The sequence below is a fragment of the Sphaerobacter sp. genome (genome assembly GCF_019683595.1).
Lineage (GTDB): Bacteria > Chloroflexota > Chloroflexia > Thermomicrobiales > Thermomicrobiaceae > Sphaerobacter.
Map to the genome: position 1 here is coordinate 1 of NZ_JADGHZ010000015.1, position 21,027 is coordinate 21,027.

General features: G+C 67.1%; 22 protein-coding genes and 1 pseudogene. 9 read left to right on the forward strand and 14 right to left on the reverse strand.

The window, feature by feature from the left end; all coding sequences use genetic code 11:
• Window positions 1-466: 466 nt before the first annotated feature.
• On the forward strand, window positions 467-883 hold the full coding sequence (locus IRZ30_RS03035; protein WP_294082788.1) for a hypothetical protein: 417 nt from the start codon (window positions 467-469) through the stop codon (window positions 881-883).
• Between the two features lie 98 nt (window positions 884-981).
• Complete coding sequence (locus tag IRZ30_RS03040; protein ID WP_294082789.1) at window positions 982-1,188, forward strand: hypothetical protein; 207 nt, start codon at window positions 982-984, stop codon at window positions 1,186-1,188.
• Window positions 1,189-1,229: 41 nt separating this feature from the next.
• Here IRZ30_RS03040 and IRZ30_RS03045 read toward each other — a convergent pair whose 3' ends face one another.
• Both IRZ30_RS03045 and IRZ30_RS17140 read right to left on the reverse strand, forming a co-directional pair.
• Window positions 1,230-1,718 carry an RDD family protein gene (locus tag IRZ30_RS03045; protein ID WP_294082790.1) on the reverse strand — a complete coding sequence of 163 codons (489 nt, stop codon included), beginning with the start codon at window positions 1,716-1,718 and terminating at the stop codon, window positions 1,230-1,232.
• 21 nt (window positions 1,719-1,739) lie between these two features.
• Window positions 1,740-1,805, reverse strand: a pseudogene (locus IRZ30_RS17140) (zinc-ribbon domain-containing protein); the annotation flags it as partial.
• Between the two features lie 594 nt (window positions 1,806-2,399).
• Here IRZ30_RS17140 and IRZ30_RS03050 point away from each other — a divergent pair.
• On the forward strand, window positions 2,400-3,839 hold the full coding sequence (locus IRZ30_RS03050; RefSeq protein WP_294082792.1) for a M48 family metallopeptidase: 1,440 nt from the start codon (window positions 2,400-2,402) through the stop codon (window positions 3,837-3,839).
• A gap of 10 nt (window positions 3,840-3,849) precedes the next feature.
• On the opposite strand, the gene radC is transcribed toward IRZ30_RS03050, so the two are convergent.
• A complete protein-coding gene (gene radC / locus IRZ30_RS03055) occupies window positions 3,850-4,584 on the reverse strand; it encodes a DNA repair protein RadC (RefSeq protein WP_294082795.1) in 735 nt (244 codons plus the stop codon).
• Window positions 4,585-4,769: 185 nt separating this feature from the next.
• Here radC and IRZ30_RS03060 point away from each other — a divergent pair, with 185 nt between their 5' ends.
• The 3 genes from IRZ30_RS03060 (at window position 4,770) to ffh (ending at window position 7,588) form a co-directional block, all read left to right on the forward strand.
• Window positions 4,770-4,970, forward strand: a complete 201-nt coding sequence (locus IRZ30_RS03060) for a hypothetical protein (RefSeq protein WP_294082797.1) — start codon at window positions 4,770-4,772, stop codon at window positions 4,968-4,970.
• Window positions 4,971-5,105: 135 nt separating this feature from the next.
• A complete protein-coding gene (ftsY, locus tag IRZ30_RS03065; protein WP_012870832.1) occupies window positions 5,106-6,071 on the forward strand; it encodes a signal recognition particle-docking protein FtsY in 966 nt (321 codons plus the stop codon).
• A gap of 2 nt (window positions 6,072-6,073) precedes the next feature.
• Window positions 6,074-7,588, forward strand: coding sequence for a signal recognition particle protein (gene ffh, locus IRZ30_RS03070; RefSeq protein ID WP_294082811.1), 1,515 nt, complete (start codon window positions 6,074-6,076; stop codon window positions 7,586-7,588).
• A 19-nt stretch (window positions 7,589-7,607) separates the two neighbouring features.
• Here ffh and IRZ30_RS03075 read toward each other — a convergent pair whose 3' ends face one another.
• The 8 genes from IRZ30_RS03075 to IRZ30_RS03110 all read right to left on the reverse strand — a co-directional run bounded on the left by IRZ30_RS03075 (window position 7,608) and on the right by IRZ30_RS03110 (window position 14,939).
• Window positions 7,608-7,883, reverse strand: a complete 276-nt coding sequence (locus tag IRZ30_RS03075; RefSeq protein WP_294082813.1) for a DUF6510 family protein — start codon at window positions 7,881-7,883, stop codon at window positions 7,608-7,610.
• 2 nt (window positions 7,884-7,885) lie between these two features.
• Window positions 7,886-8,632 (reverse strand): ferredoxin reductase, encoded by a 747-nt coding sequence (locus tag IRZ30_RS03080; RefSeq protein ID WP_294082815.1) that lies wholly within the window; start codon window positions 8,630-8,632, stop codon window positions 7,886-7,888.
• Window positions 8,632-9,240 carry a sulfite oxidase-like oxidoreductase gene (locus IRZ30_RS03085; protein ID WP_294082817.1) on the reverse strand — a complete coding sequence of 203 codons (609 nt, stop codon included), beginning with the start codon at window positions 9,238-9,240 and terminating at the stop codon, window positions 8,632-8,634. The genes IRZ30_RS03080 and IRZ30_RS03085 overlap by 1 nt, the downstream gene beginning before the upstream one ends.
• A 99-nt stretch (window positions 9,241-9,339) precedes the next feature.
• Window positions 9,340-10,041, reverse strand: a complete 702-nt coding sequence (locus IRZ30_RS03090; RefSeq protein WP_294082819.1) for a methyltransferase — start codon at window positions 10,039-10,041, stop codon at window positions 9,340-9,342.
• On the reverse strand, window positions 10,038-10,430 hold the full coding sequence (locus IRZ30_RS03095) for a helix-turn-helix transcriptional regulator (protein ID WP_294082821.1): 393 nt from the start codon (window positions 10,428-10,430) through the stop codon (window positions 10,038-10,040). Before IRZ30_RS03095 ends, IRZ30_RS03090 begins: the two co-directional genes overlap by 4 nt.
• Window positions 10,427-10,783, reverse strand: coding sequence for a type II toxin-antitoxin system RelE/ParE family toxin (locus tag IRZ30_RS03100; RefSeq protein WP_294082823.1), 357 nt, complete (start codon window positions 10,781-10,783; stop codon window positions 10,427-10,429). The genes IRZ30_RS03095 and IRZ30_RS03100 overlap by 4 nt, the downstream gene beginning before the upstream one ends.
• A 206-nt stretch (window positions 10,784-10,989) precedes the next feature.
• Window positions 10,990-14,172, reverse strand: a complete 3,183-nt coding sequence (gene ileS / locus IRZ30_RS03105) for an isoleucine--tRNA ligase (RefSeq protein ID WP_294082846.1) — start codon at window positions 14,170-14,172, stop codon at window positions 10,990-10,992.
• 443 nt (window positions 14,173-14,615) lie between these two features.
• Entirely contained in the window at window positions 14,616-14,939 is a 324-nt protein-coding gene (locus IRZ30_RS03110) for a GlsB/YeaQ/YmgE family stress response membrane protein (protein WP_294082848.1), read from the reverse strand.
• 277 nt (window positions 14,940-15,216) lie between these two features.
• On the opposite strand from IRZ30_RS03110, the gene IRZ30_RS03115 reads away from it, so the two are divergent.
• The 3 genes from IRZ30_RS03115 to IRZ30_RS03125 all read left to right on the forward strand — a co-directional run bounded on the left by IRZ30_RS03115 (window position 15,217) and on the right by IRZ30_RS03125 (window position 18,294).
• Window positions 15,217-16,962 carry a CAP domain-containing protein gene (locus tag IRZ30_RS03115; protein WP_294082850.1) on the forward strand — a complete coding sequence of 582 codons (1,746 nt, stop codon included), beginning with the start codon at window positions 15,217-15,219 and terminating at the stop codon, window positions 16,960-16,962.
• Between the two features lie 109 nt (window positions 16,963-17,071).
• Entirely contained in the window at window positions 17,072-17,560 is a 489-nt protein-coding gene (locus IRZ30_RS03120; RefSeq protein WP_294082852.1) for a GAF domain-containing protein, read from the forward strand.
• Window positions 17,561-17,664: 104 nt separating this feature from the next.
• Window positions 17,665-18,294, forward strand: coding sequence for a hypothetical protein (locus IRZ30_RS03125; protein ID WP_294082856.1), 630 nt, complete (start codon window positions 17,665-17,667; stop codon window positions 18,292-18,294).
• Between the two features lie 131 nt (window positions 18,295-18,425).
• Here IRZ30_RS03125 and IRZ30_RS03130 read toward each other — a convergent pair whose 3' ends face one another.
• The 3 genes from IRZ30_RS03130 to ispH all read right to left on the reverse strand — a co-directional run bounded on the left by IRZ30_RS03130 (window position 18,426) and on the right by ispH (window position 21,020).
• Window positions 18,426-19,202, reverse strand: a complete 777-nt coding sequence (locus IRZ30_RS03130) for a glycerophosphodiester phosphodiesterase (RefSeq protein WP_294082858.1) — start codon at window positions 19,200-19,202, stop codon at window positions 18,426-18,428.
• A 1-nt stretch (window position 19,203) separates the two neighbouring features.
• Entirely contained in the window at window positions 19,204-19,947 is a 744-nt protein-coding gene (locus tag IRZ30_RS03135; RefSeq protein ID WP_294082860.1) for a phosphatase PAP2 family protein, read from the reverse strand.
• A gap of 119 nt (window positions 19,948-20,066) precedes the next feature.
• The gene (gene ispH, locus IRZ30_RS03140) at window positions 20,067-21,020 is read right to left on the reverse strand and encodes a 4-hydroxy-3-methylbut-2-enyl diphosphate reductase (protein WP_294082861.1); all 954 of its coding nucleotides are present in this window, start codon (window positions 21,018-21,020) and stop codon (window positions 20,067-20,069) included.
• Between the last annotated feature and the right edge of the window lie 7 nt (window positions 21,021-21,027).

Below are 21,027 nucleotides of genomic sequence, written 5' to 3' on the forward strand. Positions count from 1 at the left end.
CCCGCTGCGGGGCCGCGCCGCCGCGAGATCCTTCGCGCCGCGGCCCGGCGCTCCGCGCCGGCCGGCTCCGCTCAGGATGACAGCCGTGCCGGAACGGGTGGCGGGAAGACGAGAATACTTCGTCAAACTCCATCAGCCGGCTTTCCTTGTCAGCCCGGCGGCTTGAGCCCCGGGCACCGACTACCGCACGGGATTCCTTCACCACCCATCGCGGAGACGGTCGGCAGCCGCTCGCGCCGACTTCATGTGATTCGTCAAAGTCCATCACGGCGCGCGTCAACCGGCTCTCCCGCGTCGAACACCGGCTGGCTGACACGAATGACACCCATACACCGTCCCATGACCGCGACGGGGCGACCGCGGCGGTCTATGCTGGTGTCAAGCACCCGAACCGCAACGCTCGACGCGGACGGATGGGAATCTCCAGCGACTGCCGGGAGCAACCATCCCAATCCCAGGAGGTGACATGATGCCGCACTGGCTCTTTACCGCGCAGTTGCTGCTCCACGCCCACTTCGCCGCGTCGTACCTTGTCCCGCTCGACGAGACAAGCCAGGGAGCGTTTGGCGGCCTGCTGCGGTGGGTCTGGCCCTGGGCCGTGGGCAACCGTGGGCCGCTGGGCACCGTGACCAAGTCCGCCTCCCCGCTCACCGGATTCTGGCTGGCGGTCACCTCAGCGCTCGCGTTCCTCCTCGCGGCCCTGGCCGTGGCCGGGCTCTGGGTGCCGCTTGGCTGGTGGCGCCCGCTGGCGATCACGGGGGCCATCCTGTCACTCTTCCTGCTGGTGGCCTTCATCAGCCCAACCAAGTACCTGCCGATCGCCCTGAACCTCTTCCTGCTCTGGCGGGCCGTGACCGATCGGTTGCCCGCAACCGTAAGCTGAACCCGTCCGGACCGCGGCCAGCGATGGTATGGTGCGGACAACGAGCGGCAGCGACCGCTCACACGGGCCGCGAGGCCGATCGGAAGGAGCGCGCCATCATGTGGTGGGCTGACCTGCTGTGGGGCTTTTGGAACGGCCTGACGGCCTGGGTTGTCCTCATCGTCCACGTCTTCGGCGGCTGGGAACAATACCCCTTCTACGACGTGACGCGTGCGGGCAACTGGTACGACTTCGGCTTCCTCGTCGGCGCCGGCTCCCCGCTCCTGGGCGCAATCGGCGGCACCAGCCGCCGCGCCCCGGCGTGAGCGCGGCATCATTGAACGCATCGACAGGCAACCCTGCCAGCCTACTGCTTCACGACGACCAGCGTGTCGGCAACGAGGTCGTGCAGCGCCTGCTTCCGTTCGGTGAACGCTGCCGCGAGGAAGCCAAGATACAGCGGAAGGGCGGACAGCCATTTCGCCCAATAGCGCCCAGTAGCGCGGGCGAACGATAGCCGCTGTCCGTATTGGTCGGTCACGACGATGCCGACGGCCATCTTCCCAAGGGTAGCCTGGTAGGAAGAGCTCTCCATGAACGCGTGGTAGAGCCATGGTCCGACCAAGGTCAGCAATCCCGTCAGGGCCGCACCGCTGTCCGAGTAATCCGCCTCCACAAAAACTGAAACTACGGAGATAGCGAACAGCACAAAAAGGCTATCCAGTATCGAGGCACCAGCGCGCTTCCAGAATCCGGCGTAGTAGCTGGTCGAAGCCGACGTACGAGCGACTAGCACCTCCGGCGCAATCGCCGCAGTGGCGCCCGCCACTGGCGGGATAGATCGCGGTTCGTCCACCACCTCTTCGGGTCGCCTGGCGCCGCAGCGGGTACAGAACTGAGCGCCCTCCAGATACCGTGCCCCGCATGCAGGACAATACGCCACCAAACTCCTCCTACCTCCTCATGCCGCTCGAACGGACCAATTGTATCATCGAACACCAACGCTCATCACTCAACATCAGCTCACAGGCGCACGTCATGAACACCTAGGCTTATTCAGATTGAGGCACCTTTCTGATAGCTGAAGACCGACAGGGCACCGCGTGGGGGCGACGCAGGAATGAGACGGGCGGTCATTGGCCCGGGGGCCACGATCAGGTTTCGAACATGCCGTTCCTGCCCGTCACCCGTTCCTCCCCGGGCACGAGGCCGCTGCACACGGGGTTACGCACCGAACGACAGCCCACGCTGCTGGTCATCCACCTCTCCGGCAATCACTCATGGAACTCTAGGATTCTTGTACCAATACGCCGTTACGCTGATCTCATTACACACCGTCACATTCCATATCAGGTATGATTTCGTGAGCAACGTTTCGCGGCGATTCTTGGTTCAAAGCCGGCGGTGTCGCCTGGGACGGGTGAGTGCCGCGGGAGCCGCCATGTACCGGTTTGCGGACCAGTCGAGATCCCGTGGTCCTGTCCGGTCCGTCCTGCAGCGCACATGGAAACGCTCGGGGGCATGTGAGGAGTAGGCGATGCGGGGATCAGTCGCGATATTGCTCGTCGTCCCGGTCGTCGTGTTTCTCGTTGCCGTCTACGTCCAAAGGGAATATGAGGCGACGTGGCAAGCAGTCCTCGCCCGGGAGTATCCGTCCGTCAGCGCGGCCCAACGTCAGCAACTCACGCTCAAGTCCCTCTGTGCCGATCCTGAATTGGCCGGCGAAACCATGTGCTCCGACTTGGCGAAGGTACGGCTGCTCAGACAAGGAGCAGTCGTCGGCGCCGTCTTGGGAATCGCGCTCCTCCTCGGCATCCGCTGGGCTGGGCAGGCAGGCGTCGAGGACCGAACCGTACTTCTCCGCCTGTTCCGTCCGGGTCTCCACGTAACCTTGTGGACACTCGTGGGGCTGATTGGCCTCCAGGCAGTCCTGGCCATCGGAGCCCTCTACTACGGGATGGCAACGGCGACCGGGTACGTCTTGCCGAAGCTCATGGCCGGTATCGGCCTCGGCGCGCTCATCGGCATGGGCATGCTCATCAAGGCATCGCTCAGCGTCGTCGGGCCGCTACGCCACCCGGTCGTGGGCAAACCGCTGGGTAAGGAGGAACATGCGGCCCTCTGGGATCTCGTCCGGGATGTGGCAGCCAAGGTCGGAACTCAGCCGCCCAACACCATCCTTGCCGGCCTGGAGCCGAACTTTTTCGTGACGGAGGCAGAGATCGTAACACCCAGCAGCCGGTACGCCGGGCGCACGCTGTATCTGTCGCTCCCGTTGTGCCGTGTATTAGAGCGCGCAGAGCTACGGGCCATCATCGCGCACGAGCTTGCCCACTTCCATGGGCAAGACACACAGTTCAGCGTGAAGTTCGACCCGATCTACCGCGGCGCCACGCAGGCGCTTCACAGCCTGGCATCCGCTGCGGCGGAGCGCACAACCCAACTCCTGGCAACCCTGCCGGCACTGATGATCCTCCGCTACTTCCTGGATTCGTTCGAGACGGCCGAAGCGAAGCTCAGCCGGGAAAGAGAGTTGGCAGCCGACCGTGTCGCAGCCACCGTCGGCGGGGTAATGCCAACCGCGACCGCCCTCTTGCGCGTTCACCTCTACGATCCGGCCTGGCCGGTCACACTGGGGCTCGCACGAAAAGCGGTAAGTGAGCGTCAGGCGTACGCGAATCTCAGCGAGACGTATCAACGTGTCGTCGAGGCGACCCCGCTCCCAACGCTGCTTGCCCAAGTCGACGCGCGCACGCACCCGCACCCGACGGACTCTCACCCACCCCTATCTGCTCGCCTGGAGGCCCTGGGTCAGTCCGTGAACGATTTGATCGCGCATACCCAGAACCCGGTTCCAGCAGACCCAGCGATCAACCTGGTGACGAACTACGAGCAACTGGAGCACGAACTTTCCAGGATGGTTCAGTCCATGCTGGCACAGCCGGATAACGGGGTCTCGTCTTCGCCCGTGCAGTAACCCCAACCCGCTACGTGCTGCGACGTGTGGCAGCCGCGGGGAACCCCAGCCCCATGCGTCGCAGGGAGCGGAACTGGTTGTGGCCGACGATGAGGTGATCGAGGAGGTCGATGCCGAGGAGCTGGGCCGCCTGGACGAGTTGAGCAGTGAGCGCGACGTCGGCGGCGGATGGGGTCGGGTCGCCCGACGGGTGGTTGTGCAGGATCGCGATGGCGGGGGCGTTCAGGCGCACGGCGTCGCGGAACACCTCGGCGACGCGCACCTGGGCGCTGTTGACGCTCCCCTGGTAGAGCGTCACCGTGCGCAGCACGCGGTGCTTGGTGTCGAGCACCACGACCCGGAGCTGTTCCTGGTCGAGCGCGCCCATGTCGCTCCCGGCCACGGCGTAGATGTCTTCCGGGGTCTGCACCTGCGGGCGGTCCTCCGGCTGGGCGACAGTGAGACGCCGCCCCAATTCCAGCGCGGCCTTCAGCTTGGCGGCCTTGGCCTCACCGATGCCGTGTGACCGGCGGAGATCTTCGAAGTCGATGCGCGCCAGGCCCGGTAGCCCCTCGTGCTCGACCAGCAGGCGCGTCGCAATGTCGAGCACCGTCTCGCCGCGCACCCCGGTGTTGAGGATGATCGCCAATAGCTCGGCGTTGGTCAGCGCGGCGGCGCCGCGCAGGCGCAACTTCTCGCGCGGGCGCTCGTCGGCCGGCATCTCGCGCATGGTCAGGTGGTAGGTTGCTCGCGAGTCAGCACCCATGGCCCGTCCTGGTCTTGTCTTCAGACGACGGCGTCACTATCGCCGATTTCGCCGTCATCATCAAGTACTCACCTGCCGCGTCGCGTTCTGCTATCCTGTTTCGGTAAACGTGGGACATCTCATGACCCCAGGAGCCTGCGTATCTGCTCGTTGCGCCGTCATCACCGCGATCGAGGAGGCGACCGATGTTCGGCAGACGCAAGCGGATCAAGCAACTCGAGCGGCAGGTGCAGGCGCAGCAGGCAGAGATCGCGCAACTGCGCGAGGAACTGCGGAGCGTCCAGGCCCCGTCCCCGCGCAACACCCACGTCGAGGTCCGCGTCCGCAAGCGTGACGCGTTCTGGGTCAGCTTCTGGTGGGGGTTTTTCCAGGGGCTGAAGCGCTAGCTCCGCCGCCCGCTCCCAGGGCGCACGAGCAGGTCGCCTATCAATGGTATACTTGTCTTGCGCCGCGCCGGAGGTTTACGGCGCGGCTTTACGCACTAAGACACCGAGAATCCCACCGACAGCGAGGGCCGATTCGTGGTATTCAGCAGGCTATTCCGCCGGCGCGCCGAGCCAGAGCCAAAGATCGAAGCCGGTCTGAAGAAGACGCGCCGCGGCATCTTCAAGGACATCGCCAACCTGTTCGAGCGGAGCGAGATCACCGAGGATCTGTTCGAGGATCTCGAAGCACTCCTGATCCAGGCCGACCTCGGCGTCGAGACGACCCTGGAGTTGCTCGATAACCTGCGCGATCGGATCGACCGCGAGCGGATCAAGCAGCCCGCCGACGCCCGCGAGGCGCTTCGGACGGAGATGATCGCGCTGCTGGAGAACGCGACGCGCAACCGCAAGATCAAGATCTACCAGCGCGGCGTTCCCTTCGTCATCCTGGTGGTCGGCGTCAACGGCACCGGGAAGACGACGACGATCGCCAAGCTGGCGAAGTACCACCAGGACCAGGGACGCAACGTCATGCTCGTGGCCGGGGACACGTTCCGCGCCGCCGCGATCGACCAGCTCAAGGTCTGGGGCGAGCGACTGAAGGTCCCGGTCATCGCCCACGACCCCGGGGCCGACCCCGGCGCGGTCGTCTTCGACGGTATGCAGGCCGCTTACAACCGCAACGCCGACATCCTGCTCGTCGACACCGCCGGCCGGCTGCACACCAAGTACAACCTCATGGAAGAATTGAAGAAGATCCGCAAGGTGATGCAGCGGCACGTGGCCGAGGCGCCGCAAGAGGTGCTGCTCGTGATCGACGCCACGACCGGGCAGAACGGCCTGGTGCAGGCCAAGAAGTTCGCCGAGGCGGTCGAGATCACCGACATCGCCATCGCCAAGCTCGACGGCACCGCCCGCGGCGGGATCGCCTTCGCCATCGCCCGTGAGCTCGGCACGCCCATCAGCTACGTCGGCACCGGGGAGCAGGTGACGGCACTGGCCGAGTTCAACCCGGTCACCTACGTCGACGCCCTCTTCTTCGGTGAGGAGGAGGAACTCTAGTCATGTTCGAGACACTCAGCGACCGGTTGACCGCGGTCTTCCAGCGCATCGGCAACAAGGGTCGCCTCACCGAGCAGGACGTCGACGAGGCCATGCGCGAGGTCCGCCGCGCGCTCCTGGAGGCGGACGTCAACTACAAGGTGGTCCGGGACTTCGTCAGCGCCGTGCGCGAGCGCGCCGTCGGCGAAGAGGTCCTGAAGGCGCTGACCCCCGCCCAGCAGGTCATCGCCATCGTGCGGGACGAGTTGATCAAGATCCTGGGCGAGGAGCGCGTGCCGCTGCAGCTCGCCCAGGTGCCGCCGACCATCGTGATGGTGGTCGGCCTCCAGGGCTCCGGGAAGACCACCCACGTCGCCAAGATCGCCAACCTCCTCAAGAAGGAGGGGCGCCGGCCGTTGATGGTCGCCGCCGACGTCTACCGCCCGGCCGCCATCGACCAGCTCCAGACGCTCGGTGGGCAGATCGACGTGCCGGTCTACAGCGAGGGCACCAAGGCCAATCCGATCGACATCGCCAAGAACGCGGTCAAGCTGGCCAAGGACCGCGGGTACACCGTCGTCCTGATCGACACCGCCGGCCGGCTGCAGATCGACGAGCCGATGATGCAGGAGGTCGAGCGGATCGCCGAGGCGGTCAAGCCGCATGAAATCCTCCTGGTGGCCGACGCCATGACCGGCCAGGAGGCGGTCAACGTCGCTCAGGAGTTCCACCGGCGGCTGGCGCTGACCGGGTTGATCCTGACCAAGATGGACGGCGACGCCCGCGGCGGCGCCGCGCTCTCCATCCGCTCGGTCGTCGGCGTGCCGATCAAGTACATCGGGACCGGCGAGCGCATCGACGCGGTCGAGCCGTTCTACCCCGACCGGCTGGCCTCGCGCATCCTCGGCATGGGCGACGTCCTGACGCTGATCGAGCGCGCCCAAGCGGAGATCACCGAAGAGGAGAGCCGCGCCCTCGAAGAGAAGGTGCTCGCCGGCCAGTTCAACTTCGAGGACTTCCTGAACCAACTGCAGCAGATCAAGCGGATGGGGCCGCTGACGCAGCTCCTCGAAATGATCCCCGGCATCGGGCAGGCCCTGCGCCAGCAGCAGGTGCAGATCAGCGACGACGAGTTCAAGCACATCGAGGCCATGATCTTCTCGATGACGCCCGAGGAGCGCCGTAACCCGGACATCCTGAAGCCGAGCCGTCGCAAGCGCATCGCGGCCGGTAGCGGCACCTCGGTGGCGCAGGTCAACCAGCTCGTCAACCAGTTCAAGCAGATGCAGAAGATGATGGCCCAGTTCGGGGAATTGGCCGGCGGCGCGGGTGGCCGGCGCGGGCTGCGTGGGCTGATGCGCAGCCGCCAGGCGCTGGCCGGCTTGGGCGACGCCGACCTGGAGGCGCTGATGCAGCAGGGCGCCTTCCCACCCGGGATGGGCAACCCCGCCCTCGGTGGTCCGACACCCCGCAAGGCGACCAACTCGCCCAAGAAGGGCAAGAGCAAGAAAAAGAAGTCCAAGGGGCGGCGGCGCTAATCCGCCGCCTCGCCGTTTCTCACCCGACCGTCGGCGGGATCTCCAGGTGGACCACGCCCTGCATCTCCATCACGTAGCCCTCGCGGACCTGGACAACACGCATCTGGACCGACTCGCACGACGGGCAGCGGAGCACCGCCCCCATCTCCCCGCCGTATAGGAGCAGCGTCCCGAGCGGCGATGTCTGCCCGCAGCCGGCGCAGGTGCTGCGCGCCACGGTGACGTCGAAGGCGAAAACCTGTTCCAGCAGCCCGGCCGCCGCGTTGCCGTCGAGCCGCAGCGTCTCCGCGCTCATGCTCACCCTCCCGTCGGCCCGAAGCGCTCGGTCTTGACCGACGCCGGGTCGTACCCCAGGTCCACCAGCAACGTCGCCACTGCCTCGACCAGCGGCGTCGGCCCGCAGACGAACGCCCGCGGTCGCTCCTCCGGCGCCCAGGCGATCTCGTTCAGCATCTCCCGGTCGATCCGCCGCCGGTAGCCGGTCCAGCCCTTCGGCTGGGCGCGCGTCAGCGTGTGGATCACCGCCAGATCGGGGTCGTTCGCCGCCAGCCGCTCCAGCTCTTCGCGGTAGATGATGTCCTGCGCCGAGCGCGACGAGTACAGGAGCCGGACGGGCACCGGGCTCCGCCATGCTGCGCGGTGACGGAGCATCGCCATGAGCGGCGCGATTCCCGACCCGCCCGCGACCAGGAGCAGCGGTCCACCCTCCCGCGTCTCCCAGGTGAACCAGCCGCCGATCGGCCCGCGGAGCTCCAGGAAGTCGCCGGGACGCAGCTCATCGGCCAGGTAGGGCGATACCTCACCGTCCTCCAGCCGCTCGACGGTGATCGTGATCCATGGCTCTTCGGGCGCCGAGGCGATGGAGTAGCTGCGCTGCGCCTGATACCCGTCCTCGGCGGTCAGGCGCACGTCGATGTGCTGCCCGGCGCGGTGTCCTTGCCAGTCCGGAACGTCGAGCACCAGGCTCACCACCCGTGCCGTCTCCGGCACGATATCCCGGACCGTCGCCACGCGCCAGGTGAGTCGCGGTCGCGTGGCCACCATCACTCATCACCCCAATACCGCTGCTCCCGCCAGGGATCGCCGTACATGTGGTAGCCGAGCGACTCCCAGAAGCCGGGCTGGTCCTCCGGCAACAACTCCAGCCCACGCACCCACTTCGCGCTCTTCCAGAAGTAGAGGTGTGGTACCAGCAGCCGAGCCGGGCCGCCGTGCTCCGGCTCCAGCGACTGGCCCTCGTACTCGTAGGCGATCCACGCCTTGCCGCCGGTCACGTCCTCCAGCGGCAGGTTGGTGGTGTAGCCGCCGTCGCAGAACGCCAGCACGTAGTCGGCGCTCGTCTCCAGCCCGTCCAGCAGCGTGTCGACCGACACACCCTTCCAGGTCGTATCCAGCTTGCTCCACTTGGTGACGCAGTGGATGTCGCGGGTGATCTCCTCCGCCGGAAGCTGGAGGAACTCCGCCCAGGTCCAGCGCCGGGCCTGGTCCACCTGGCCGACGATCGAGAAGTCCCAGCGGTCGAGCGGCGTGCGCGGCGTCGGCCCCGCCGAGAGGACGGGGAACCCATCCACGATGTACTGCCCCGGCGGCAGCCGCCCTGCGACACTCGCGGTCCGTCGTCGCCCCTTGAAGCCACGGGATATGAAGCTCACGACCCCCTACCTCTCGCCTGTCCCGCTCGAATTACGTCGAGCCAGCGACCGCACGGAGTGTGCCGCGTGTCGGAGGTCGTGGAGTTGCTTGCAGGAGGGTCAGGAATCGGGGGCGGGCACGCGCCGCAACCGGTGCACGCGAACGTGCACCCCGGCATCGTTGGGGTCGGGCCAGGGGCCGTCCCATTCGCCGTCGGATTCGCTCAGTTCCCAGTCCTGCGTGCAGGCGATCTCGATGAAGCGGCCCGCCACCGGCCGCCGCGGCTCCGCCAGCCAGAGCAGCCCGCCCGGCAGCACCAGCCGGCCGAGCAGAGCCAGGAGCGGTTGCACGTCGCGCGACTCGTACAACACGTCGGCCGCCAGCACCACCGGAAAGCCCTCCCCGGCCAGGTCGAAGAGCTCATCCGGCGGCTTGCGCCAGTTCATCTGCAATGTAGACGGCTCACGCCCGGCGTTGGCGAGGCAATTGGCGCGGGTGAGCAGCAGCGACTCCGGCGCGTAGTCGGTGACGGTCAGATCCGCTCCGGCGTTGAGCGCGGCAATCGCCGTCACCCCGAGCCCGCAACCGATCTCCAGCACACGAATCCCGGCCACCGTCTGCGGGCGCAGCGTGATCGCATCCGCCAGCGCGATCCCACTCGGCCAGAGCTCCGCCCAGTACGGCAGATTCTGCTCCGGGTCGTCCGCCACCGCATCCAGCAGCGGGTCGATATCCGCCGGGTGGGTGATGCGGAACGCCCGGCCACTCCGAGGGAGGCACACATCAGTGGCGATAAGGGGAGTGATGAAGCTCTCGATCATCGGGTCGCCAGCAGCCGGGTCGGGGGACGCCTCGTGGGCACCACATGCGTCATCCCCACAGGTGACGAAGAACCTTCCACAACTACTCGACCCGTTGTCTTGTCTCGTAACGAGACGACCACAGTGTAACCAAGCGCACCGAGATACCGCTGGAGCGTCGCAAGTGTGACGTTGGTTGCCGCGCGTTCGAGTCGGCTGATGGCTTGCTGCTTGAGCCCGGACCTCGCCGCGGCTTCCTTTTGCGTCAGGCCGCGATGAAGCCGCGCGTGATACAGCAGATGCGCGATATCAAGCGCTTCCGACGCAGCAGCAATGTCAGCACGTTCGTTATCGCTCAGGGTAGCGATGTATGCGTCCAAATCATCGTTCATCTGCTTGAAATCGCTCATTGATGTCGCTTCTCCCAATCAGCTTTGTATCGTCGTGCTCGATCGAGTTCCTTCCGGTTCAGCGCCTGTCGATGTTTGACGTAGCCGTTCGTCACTATGATTTCTGAACCATGCTGGAAGAAGAAAAACGCTCGCGCGATATTCGCGTGCCCAACACGAAGTTCGTAGATCTTGTTCGTCCTGTCAACACAAGTGGTCAACGGCGGGCCGTGATAGTCACGGTTTTTCAGCTTGGTGAGCCCAGCAACGACGAGCGCGTGGAGGGTTGGTTGTTGGCTCCGTAGTTCATCCAGCCATTCGATCATCGGCACATAGCCAGTCGCCGTGGCGTAGAAGCGGACCCGAAACTCCATCTCGCTCCCTACAACATCTTTATTGTAACACACCGGCGGGAAGCGCCGAACCCCCAGCACACGCTGATATTGATCATCGTTACACCATCATAGCGAACCAAGCGATATGGGGAAACATTGGGACACGCTGAAGTATGAAAACAGGAGAGGGAGCCGCCAGGGCTCCCTCTCGAGAAACATGCGTATGTCGGGCTGTGGCGGTCCGCTCACCCCTCCGTTCGCGCGCCGGCGAGGCGGCCGACCTTTGTGATGCCGACGGTGACCCGCTGTTTGCCCACCTTGATCTCCTCGCGGTGGAAGCCGTCGGCCTCGGGGTCACCCGGTCGCAGGTCGGTCGAGAGCGTCTCGCCCTTGATGTAGTCGGCGAAGCGCTCGATGGCCTCAGCCAGTTCGCCGCTCGCCTGGTAGACGGTCTCGATGGTGTCCTCGATTTGCAGGCCGGCATTCTTCCGCGCGTCCTGCACGCCGCGGACGAAGTCGCGCGCCATCCCTTCGAGCCGCAGCTCCGGCGTGATGGTCAGATCCAGCGCCACCATGAAGTCGCGGTCCTCGGCAACGCTGAAGCCCTCCCGGTCCTGGACCTCGACCAGCAGCTCGTCCGGGTTTAGCTCGACCGTCTCGTCATCGACCGTGAGCGTCACCGGGCGGCCGGCGCGCTGGAGCTGGCCGATGCGCGCCGGGTCGGCGGCCTCAAGCGCCTTCCGGATCGCGCCGAGCTTCGGGCCGTACTTCGGCCCCAGCACTGCCAGGTTCGGGCGCACCCGGTAGGTCACGTACTCGTCCGGGTTGTCGACGACCTCGAAGTCCTTGACGTTCAGCTCATCCAAGAGCTGATCCTTCAGGCGCTCGATCGCGGCGACCGCCCCGTCCTGCCGCGACCCGACCAGCACGCGCGGCAGCGGCTGGCGAACCTTGACGTTCGCCCGGGCGCGGGCGGCCCGCCCGAGGCCGACGACGTGCAGCAGCGCCGCCATGTCGCGATCCAGGTCCGGATCGACCTTCGACTCGTCCACTTCGGGGAAGTCGGTCAGGTGAACCGACTCCGGCGCCGACGGATCCACGCTCAAGACCAGGTTGCGATACATCACCTCGGTCATGAACGGGAGGAAGGGCGCCAGCAACTTGGTGACCGTGACCAGCACCTCGTGCAGCGTCAGGTAGGCAGCCGCCTTGTCCCGGTCGCTCTCCGTCTTCCAGAAGCGGCGCCGGTTCCGCCGGATGTACCAGTTCGATAGATCCTCGACGACGAACTCCTCGATGGCGCGCGCCGCGTTGAGCGAGTCGTAGTCGCTCAGCCGGTCGCGGACCACCCGCACCACCTCCTGCAGGCGGGAGAGGATCCAGCGGTCGAGCAGGGTCCGCTCCGCCAGCGGCACGTCGTGCTCGGCCGGGTTGAAGCCGTCGAGCGCAGCGTAGTTGGCGAAGAAGGCGTAGGAGTTCCAGAGCGGCAGGATGAACTGCCGCCGCGCCTCATCGCCGAGCGAGAAGCCGAAGTTGAGGTTCTGCGCCGGGTTGTGCTTCAGGTAGAGCCAGCGCATCACATCGGCGCCCATCCGCTCCGCGGCGTCATCGAACCAGATGGCGTTGCCCTTGCTCTTGTGCATCTCTTCGCCGCGCTCGTCGCGGAGCGTGGCGAAGCCGAGCACCGTGCGGAACGGCGACTGCCCGACGAGCACCGTGCTCTGCGCCAGCAGCGAGTAGAACCAGTTGCGGAACTGGCCCGGGAACGACTCGGTGATGAAGTCCGCCGGGAACCACTCGCGCCAGTACTCCCGGTCGTGCCGGTAGCGCAGTGTCGAGAAGGGCACGATGCCCGCGTCGAGCCACGGGTTCCCGACGTCTGGGATGCGCGAGGCGATCCCGCCGCACTGCTCGCAGCGGATCTTCACCGCGTCAACCCACGGCCGGTGCGGGGTATGCCCCTCGAACTCCTCCCAGCCGGCAACGGCCCGCTCCTTCAGCTCCGTCTCGCTGCCGATGACGTCGAACCAGCCGCACGCGTCGCACGTCCAGATCGGGAGAGCCAGACCCCAGTACCGCTTCTTGGAGATCATCCAGTCGTCCATGTTGCGGAGCCAGTCCAACTCGCGCTCCAGGCCGAACTCGGGGATCCAGCGGACCGCCTTGGCGACCTCCATGATCTGCTCGCGCCACGGGTCGACGGCGATGTACCACTCCTCGACCAAACGGAAGACCAGGTCGGTGCCGCACCGCCAGCAGGTCGGGTAGCGGTGGGTGTGCGGGTAGGCGTGGTAGAGCAGGCCCTTCTCACGCAGGTTCTCGACGATCGGCTCAGCCACGGTCGCCACGCGCATCCCGGTGAGCCAGTCGAAGCCGTCGACGTACACCCCGCTCTCATCCAGCGGCGCGACGACCGCCAGGTTGTGCTCCTTGCCGAGCTGATAGTCCTCACGACCGGCGCCGGGGGCGATGTGGACGATGCCGGTACCTTCGGCCGCGTCGACGGCGTCCCACGGGATGACGCGGTGCTCGACCCCCTGCTCGGCGGGCAACTCGTCGAACGGGCCACGGTAGCGCCAGCCGAGCATGTCGCTACCCTTGACCTCGCCCACGACCTCGTACTCACCACGGATCGCGTTCGGCACCGCCTCGCGCGCCACGTAGTAGATGTCGTCGCCCTGCTTGACCTTCTGGTAGGTCAGATCCGGATGGACGGCCGCGGCCACGTTCGCCGCCAGCGTCCAGGGCGTCGTGGTCCAGACGAGCAGGTACTCGCGATCCCGCCCCTCCAACGGGAAGCGGGCGAAGAGGCTGGTGTGGGTTCGCTCCTGGTACCCCTCGCTCACCTCCATCTCGGACAGGCCGGTCGCGCAGCGGGGGCACCAGGGCATCACGTCGGCGCCGCGGTAGATCCACCCGCGCTCGTGGCACACCTTCAGGAAGTGCCAGATCATGTAGTTGTTCTCGTCGGACATCGTGTAGTAGGAGTTGTCCCAGTCCATGAAGTAGCCGAGGCGCTTGGACTGCTCGGTCTGCACCGCGGCGTACTTCCAGACCCGCTCCTTACACTTCTCGACGAAGCGCGCGATGCCGTAGGCCTCGATGTCCTGCTTGGAGGTGAACCCGAGTTCCTTCTCGACCTCGACCTCGACCCACAGTCCCTGACAGTCGAACCCGTTCTGGTAGCGCTGGCGCTCACCCAGCATGGTGTGGAAGCGCTGGTACAGATCCTTGTAGGTTCGACCCCAGGCGTGGTGCACCCCCATCGGGTTGTTCGCGGTGATGGGGCCGTCGATGAACGACCAGCGCTTCTTGGACTTTTCGTTGCGCTTCAGATACTTCTCGACGACGCCGCTCTCATACCACCAGCGCAGCGTCTCCCGCTCCAGGGCTGGAAAGTCAACCTTGGTTGAGACGGGCTTGAACACGGCCGACCCTCCTGCTTTCCTCCCGCGCCGTCGGTCGCATCCGGCGCAGGGTTACCTGCGACATTCAGCGGTGCCAAAACACCAAACCCCGTCCTCCATTGAGGACGGGGTTCACCCGCGGTACCACCTCAGTTGACCCGCTCGGCGGGCCCACTCAGCGAGATGCTGTCCGCCGCCCGGCCGGGCATGCGGCTCTACATCTCCGTCACGATAACGGGTGACGACTCCGGCCACGTCTACTAGGCGACGGCGTCGCCGTTCGGGTGGCGGCTCGGGAAGGATTTTCCGCGGGGATCCGACGCATCCGGCTCACACCAACCCCGGACTCGCTGGGCCGATCGCGCCGCGTACTCGTTTCCGTCGCAGCCGTTGCACTATCGTTAAAATGTTACCAGTTTCACGACACCGGGTCAACGCGCGGCCGAACCGGCACGCGCGCTCGGCTACAGCCGCCCGGCCACGCTGCCGATGAGTCGCAGCCCGAAGGCCAGGATGACTGCACCGACGATCGCCGGGATGACGGCGATGCCGCCGATGTGCGGCGGGATGCTGCCGATCAAGAGCGTGCCGATCCAGCTTCCGGCCAGCCCGGCCACGATCGCGCCAAGCACGCCGTACGGCAGCCGCCCGGGGACGATGTAGCCAGCCAAGAACCCGATTACCGCTGCCACGAGCAGCGTGAAGGCCAGCCCGATCAACGTGAAGGTGATCTTGATTAGGATCACGAGGACAATCAACGCTGCAATGAGGGCGATCGCGACACCCACCTCAGTCGCCTCCTCGCTTCACCACAAGCCCCGTCAGGGGTGTGCTCCATCGCTCCAAGGTATACCAAAACCGGTACCCGCCGCGCGTGGTGGACAGACGCGCATGCGGATCCGATGCGTATTCAGAACCATTCTCCTATACCATCCGATACCATCGGCGCGCTGAGACGTTGTACCGTTTAAGGGGACACAGGCGATGTGTGCGGCCCGAGCCGGATGGACCCGGGCCGCCTCACTCTCCGCCTGGATGTCGGTACGGGGAAGGGACGGGATCACGATGACACAGCATCGGACGCCCCAGCGGGGCGGATCGCGCCTCCGCGCCTCGCTCTACCTGCCGCTGGTACTCCTTCTCACCGTGCTGCCCGTCCTCTCCGCCCAAGCCCCCGTGAAAGCAGCCGACCCCTTCGACGACGTGCTCGCCACGATCAACACCTACCGTGCCTGGCTGGGCCTCCAGCCGATGAAGCGACACCCAGCCCTCGATGCCGCGGCCCAGGGTCACGCCCGCTACTACCAGCTCAACTTCGGCGATCCCAGCCTCGCCGGTATGGGGCTCCACGAGCAGCAGCCGGGCAGGCCGGGCTTCACCGGCGCCACGATGCAGGACCGCGCCCGCGCCGCGGGTTACACCGGCTGGGTCAACGAGAACATCGGCATCAGCGGCTCGATGGCCGCCAGCGTCGACTGGTTTATCGCGACGATTAACCACCGGCTGACCCTGATCGATCCGCGCTACACCGAGATCGGGTTCGGCGCCGTCAACGACGGCAACGTGCGCATCGAAGTAATCGACGTCGGCGCGCCGTCCTGGAGCGAAACCGCCACCCCGGAGTGGGTCGCCTGGCCGCCGGACGGGACCACCGGCGTCGGCCTCCGGTTCTGGGGTGAGGCACCCAACCCCTTCCCCGGCGCCAGCTACCCCGTGGGCTACCCGATTACGCTCAAGTACCACGGCCCGGGGAACGTGACCTTCGAGCGTGCCATCCTGACGGCCAACGGCCGAACCGTCCCCGTCATCGCGCAGACGGGCAACGGCTGGCTCACCCGCCGCACCTACATGATCGCCGCCACCAGCCCGCTCGAGCCGGGCACCACCTATACGGTCACCGTCGAGGGCAACGTCGACGGCAGGCCCTTCTCCCACACCTGGTCATTCCGCACCGCCAACGGGGACGGTGAGCGGTTGGACCGACGCGGCCCGGTGCCCATCGCCCCGCCGATGGCGGCGCTCCCGCCCGGCCTCACCGGCGCGGACCGCGCGGTACAGGACCTCTGGCGCTCAACCGACGGCTCCGTCGCGCAGGGCACCGACGAGCGCAGTTGGCTCTGGGGACCCGATAGCTTCGCTGCACTGAAGGAGGCATACGCGGAGGCGCCCGGCGGGAACCGCCAGGTCTACTACTTCGACAAGAGCCGCATGGAGATCACCAATCCAGGCGGCGACCGCACCAGCCCATGGTTCGTCACCAACGGCCTTCTGGTACGCGACATGATCCGCGGGGAGATCCAGATCGGCGACAACGCATTCCAGCGGGTCGGCCCGGCCGCCGTCCCGGTGGCGGGTGACCCTGCTCTCCAGAATCCCGACGCGCCCACCTACGCCTCGCTCCGCGGTGTGGCGACCGTCGCCAACGACCACCGCGCGCCCAACCGCATCGGCGCCGCCGTCCAGGAGACCCTGACCAAGGCAGGCTCCGTCGGGACGAATCCAGCGCTGGCCGGGTACACGACGCTCGCCGCCTACGACGAGGTCACCGGGCACAACGTCGCCGCGGTGTTCCATAACTGGCTCACGCAGCAGCCCTGGAACCCGATCTACGTGGTCGGGCGCCCCATCACCGAACCGTACTGGGTTCGCGCGCGGGTGCAGGGCGTCGACCAGTGGGTGCTGGTGCAGGCATTCGAGCGGCGCCTGCTGACCTACACGCCCGCCAACGCCGACCAGTGGCAGGTGGAGATGGGCAACGTCGGACGCCACTACTACCAGTGGCGCTACGGCGCGCCCCCGCCGTCGCCCTAGCGACGGTCGCGACAGCCGATCGACGCCTGACCTGGGAGCGGGGCGCCCGCTACAATTGCGGCACGATGCCCGCGGCCGGGCCCACCCGGCCTCGCTCCCAGGAGGCACCATGACCAGCTACAAGGGCGTCGACCGCTACGCCACCGTCCGCGAGCGCGTCAACGACCTCGTCCGCAGCACCGAGAGCGTGCAGGCCATCCTTGACGGCGTCTGCGCGATCCTCACGGAAACCCTCCCCCACTACACCTGGGCCGGGATCTACCTGGTCGAGGGCAACGACCTCGTCCTCGCCGCCTGGCGCGGCCCGGCCGCGACCGAGCATGTGCGCATCCCGATCGGCGAAGGGATCTGCGGCTACGCCGCCGCGCACGGCGAATCGATCATCGTGCCGGACGTCGCTCAGGACCCGCGCTATCTCCAGTGCTTCGTCGAGACGCGCGCCGAGATCGTCGTCCCCATCCTGGCCGGCGATCGGGTTCTCGGCGAGATCGACGTCGACTCGAACCAGCTCAACGCCTTCGGCGCGGGCGATCAAGAGTTCCTGGAGGAACTGGCCGACCGGCTGGCCAGCACCATCCTGAAAGCCGATCGCACCTAACCCCGGCTGGCACGCCCCTTGCACCCTCCCCTGGCGGCAACGAGGTTCAACGTGCGACGAGCGCCGGGCGGAACCGGCGGGTCGTCGCCCCACGGGGAGAAAGCATGACCGTACCAGGTGACGCGGGCGGATGGAACCGGGACAAGCTCCAGGCAGCGCTGCGGGGAGGGTATCGCACCGTGATCGGCGTCTTCCCCTCGGTGGACGATGCCCGCGCCGGCCTCGAGCGGCTCCACCGTGCCGGGTTCGACCGCGATATGCTCTCGCTCGTCACGCGTGGCACCGACGCCGCGGCGGAAATCCCATCACAGGCGGCGTCCGAGCAGGCATCAGGCTCGTCCCTGGCGGGCGCGCTCGGCGGTGGCGTCGTGGGCGGCGTGCTGGGCGGGCTGGTCGGCGCCGGACTCCTCGCCATTCCGGGGGCGGGGCCACTCCTGGCAGCGGGCTGGCTGGCATCCGCGCTGGGCGGCGCGGCCGTGGGCGCAGGCGCCGGCGGCTGGATCGCCTCCGTGGCCGGGCTCGGCGTGCCCAAGGATCTCGCGGCGCACTACAAACAACTCGTCGAGCAAGGCAACTTCCTGGTCATGGTCCTGGCCAAGGAAGGGGAGCAGCTCGCGGATGCGGAGCGGCTCCTCAACGCGTCCGGCGCCCGGGACGTCGCCAGCTACCGCTACCAGGCCCGCCCGGAACCCTTCCCCGGCTCCGAATCCCCCGCCGAGGAACGACCTCAATAAGACCACACCAACTCCGGCAACGCGCGCAACGAGCGTCACCGGTCGTGGCTCCCCTCTCCCAACTTTGGGAGAGGGGTCGGGGGTGAGGGCCTCTCCCACGGGCCCGGACGAAGCCGTCCGCGCTTCTGCTCCTACCGCCTCGCGATGGCATCGCGGATATCCAGCGGTGTGTTGCTGGCGATGCCGTCGACCCCGGCGCGGGCCACCCGGGCGGCCTCTCCAGGATCGTCTACGGTCCAGGTGAAGACCCGGTAGCCGCGCCGGCTGAGGAACCGCACCAGCCACGGGGTGACCACCCGGTGCTGGAGCATCACCGACCGCGCTCGGGAGATCCACAGGCCGGGCAGGAGCACCAGGAGAAGGGTCAAGCGCAGCCAGCGCGCTGCCAACGGTTGTAGCGGCGCCGGCGCGCTGGACGCGAGGTGTCCGCGGGACAGCCCCAGCCCCAGCTCGGGCACCATCCGTCCCAGCCGCCGCAGGCTCCAGATATGGACACTCGACACCAGTGCCTGACCCACGACATCGTGGCGCCGGAGCGCGTCGGCGATCTCCGCTTCGTAGCCGCGGGCCTTCATGTCGAGGTTGAACGGCCGCGCCTTCCCGAATTGCTCGAGGAACTCGTCCAGCGTCAGCAGCCCCGGCACGGCTGCGCGCAGATCGGCGAACGACGTCTCCGCCACGTGGAACCGGCGACCGTCCGCGTGGACCGTGGCGTCGTGGACCAGGATCAATGTGCCGTCGACCGTGCGGCGGACGTCGAACTCCACCATGTCGACGGGCAGGTGCTCCGTGCGGGCGAATACGGGAGCGGTGTTTTCCTCGTTGCCCCGAGCACCGCCGCGGTGCGCGATCAAGATCGGCCGGCCGATCCTCGGCCCGTTAGCCGCGCGGCGCTCCGGACCGGCCATCTCATCCGTCCTGTCCGTTGTCCGCGTGGAGCCACGACCGGACCCACCGGTACACCGTCACGAGCCCCAGCAGGTAGGCTAGGCCGAGCAGGTAGGAGGCGAGCACGTCGGTCAGCCAGTGGTGGCCCAGGTAGACACGCGACGGCCCGACTAGCGCCGCCATCGTCGCGATGAAGCCCGCCGTGACCCAGCGCACGACGCCGTTCCGCACCTTGGTGAAGATGAGGTACGAGAAGAAGCCCCAGAAGGCGACGTAGTGCAGCGTGTGCCCGCTCGGGAAGCTCGAGTCGCGGATGTTGGCCTCGACCACGCGGAACATCTCGCCGTCCGGCCGGGGGCGCTGCACGAAGAGCTTGGTGGTGAAGCTGAGGAAGCTGGCGCCCCAGGCAGCGATCAGGAAGAGCGCCTCGGTGCGGAAGCGCAGGAGCCACGCCCCGACGATGGCCGTGGCCGGCAGGATCAGGCTCTGGGGACGGAACCCGAACCAGCTCACGGCCGACATCGCTCGCACGAGCATGGGGTGCTGGGCCCGCTGGATGCGCATGGTGGCAGCCACGTCCGCCTGGAGTGACTTGTTGGCGCGGACCACGACCATGAGTGAGAGGTAGCCGACCAGTGCCATTGCCGACGCGAGCAGGAAGAACCGGCTCCGGCGACGCTGCACCCGGCCGGGAACGACCGCGCGGTGCGCCCGGCGAGCCGCCTCATCCGTCACCTCGGCGGCGTGCTCGATCAAGTCCGCCATTGTCGCTCCTCTCGCTCCAGCGCGCCGCCCGCATCCGGCGCGGCCCCGATGCGATACGGCGGCCCCTGCGAGCCGCCGTTCGTATGCTCTGCTGTGCTTCCGCCAAGCGCCGCCCGGGGCTAGAAGGCCGGGACGTCGTCCAGGTCGCGGTGGCGAATACCGCCTTCGGGCGGGGCAAAGCCCTGCCCCACCAGCCAGTCGACCACGCCCTCGATCACGTCGTCCGGGGTGGAGGCCCCGGCCGTGACGCCCACCACCTCGACACCCTCGAGCCAGGCCGGCTCGATCTCTTCCTCGCTCTCGATGTGGTAGCTGGGCACGCCGTAGCTCCGGCCGACCTCGGCCAGTCGAGCCGTGTTCGAGCTCTTCTTGCCACCGATCGCCAGGATCAGGTCGACCTCACCAGCCAGCCGCCGCAGTGCGTTCTGGCGCTCCGAGGTCGGCTCGCAGATCGTGTTGCACACCCGGATCTCGCCGCCGTCGCGGGCGACCATGTTCGTCAACTGGGTGACGAACTCCATGAACTCATCGACATTCTTGGTCGTCTGTGAGACGACCGCCACCTTGCGCGGGGGCACCTTGGCGTCCGGGTCGGTCGACCCGCGCGGCGCGTTCCAGGGCAGATCCTCGATGTGCTTGGCGGCGACGGCACGTGAGGTTTCGGCCCAGGCGAGCACCCCCCGCACTTCCGGGTGGAAGGAATCGCCATAGACCACGAGGAAGTACCCCTGCCGCACCAGCTTCTGCCCGAGCCGCTGGACCTTGGTCACCAGCGGGCAGGTCGTGTCGATCAACTCCAGCCCGTGCTCGGCAGCCAGCCGCGCCCGCTCCGGGCCGGCACCGTGCGCCGTGATCGCTACCCGCCGGAAGCCGCGCTTGGCGGCCTCTTCGACCGATTCAGCGGTGTCGACGCCTCGCTCTTTGAGACGCTGCACGACCTGGGGGTTATGGATCACGTCGCCGATGGTCGCGACCGGGTTGTGCGGGTCGCCCGCCCCGGTGATGATCTCGAGGGCGCGGCGGACACCCCAGCAATACCCCAGCTCCTCCGCCATCACTATGCGTCGCGTCATCGCGCTG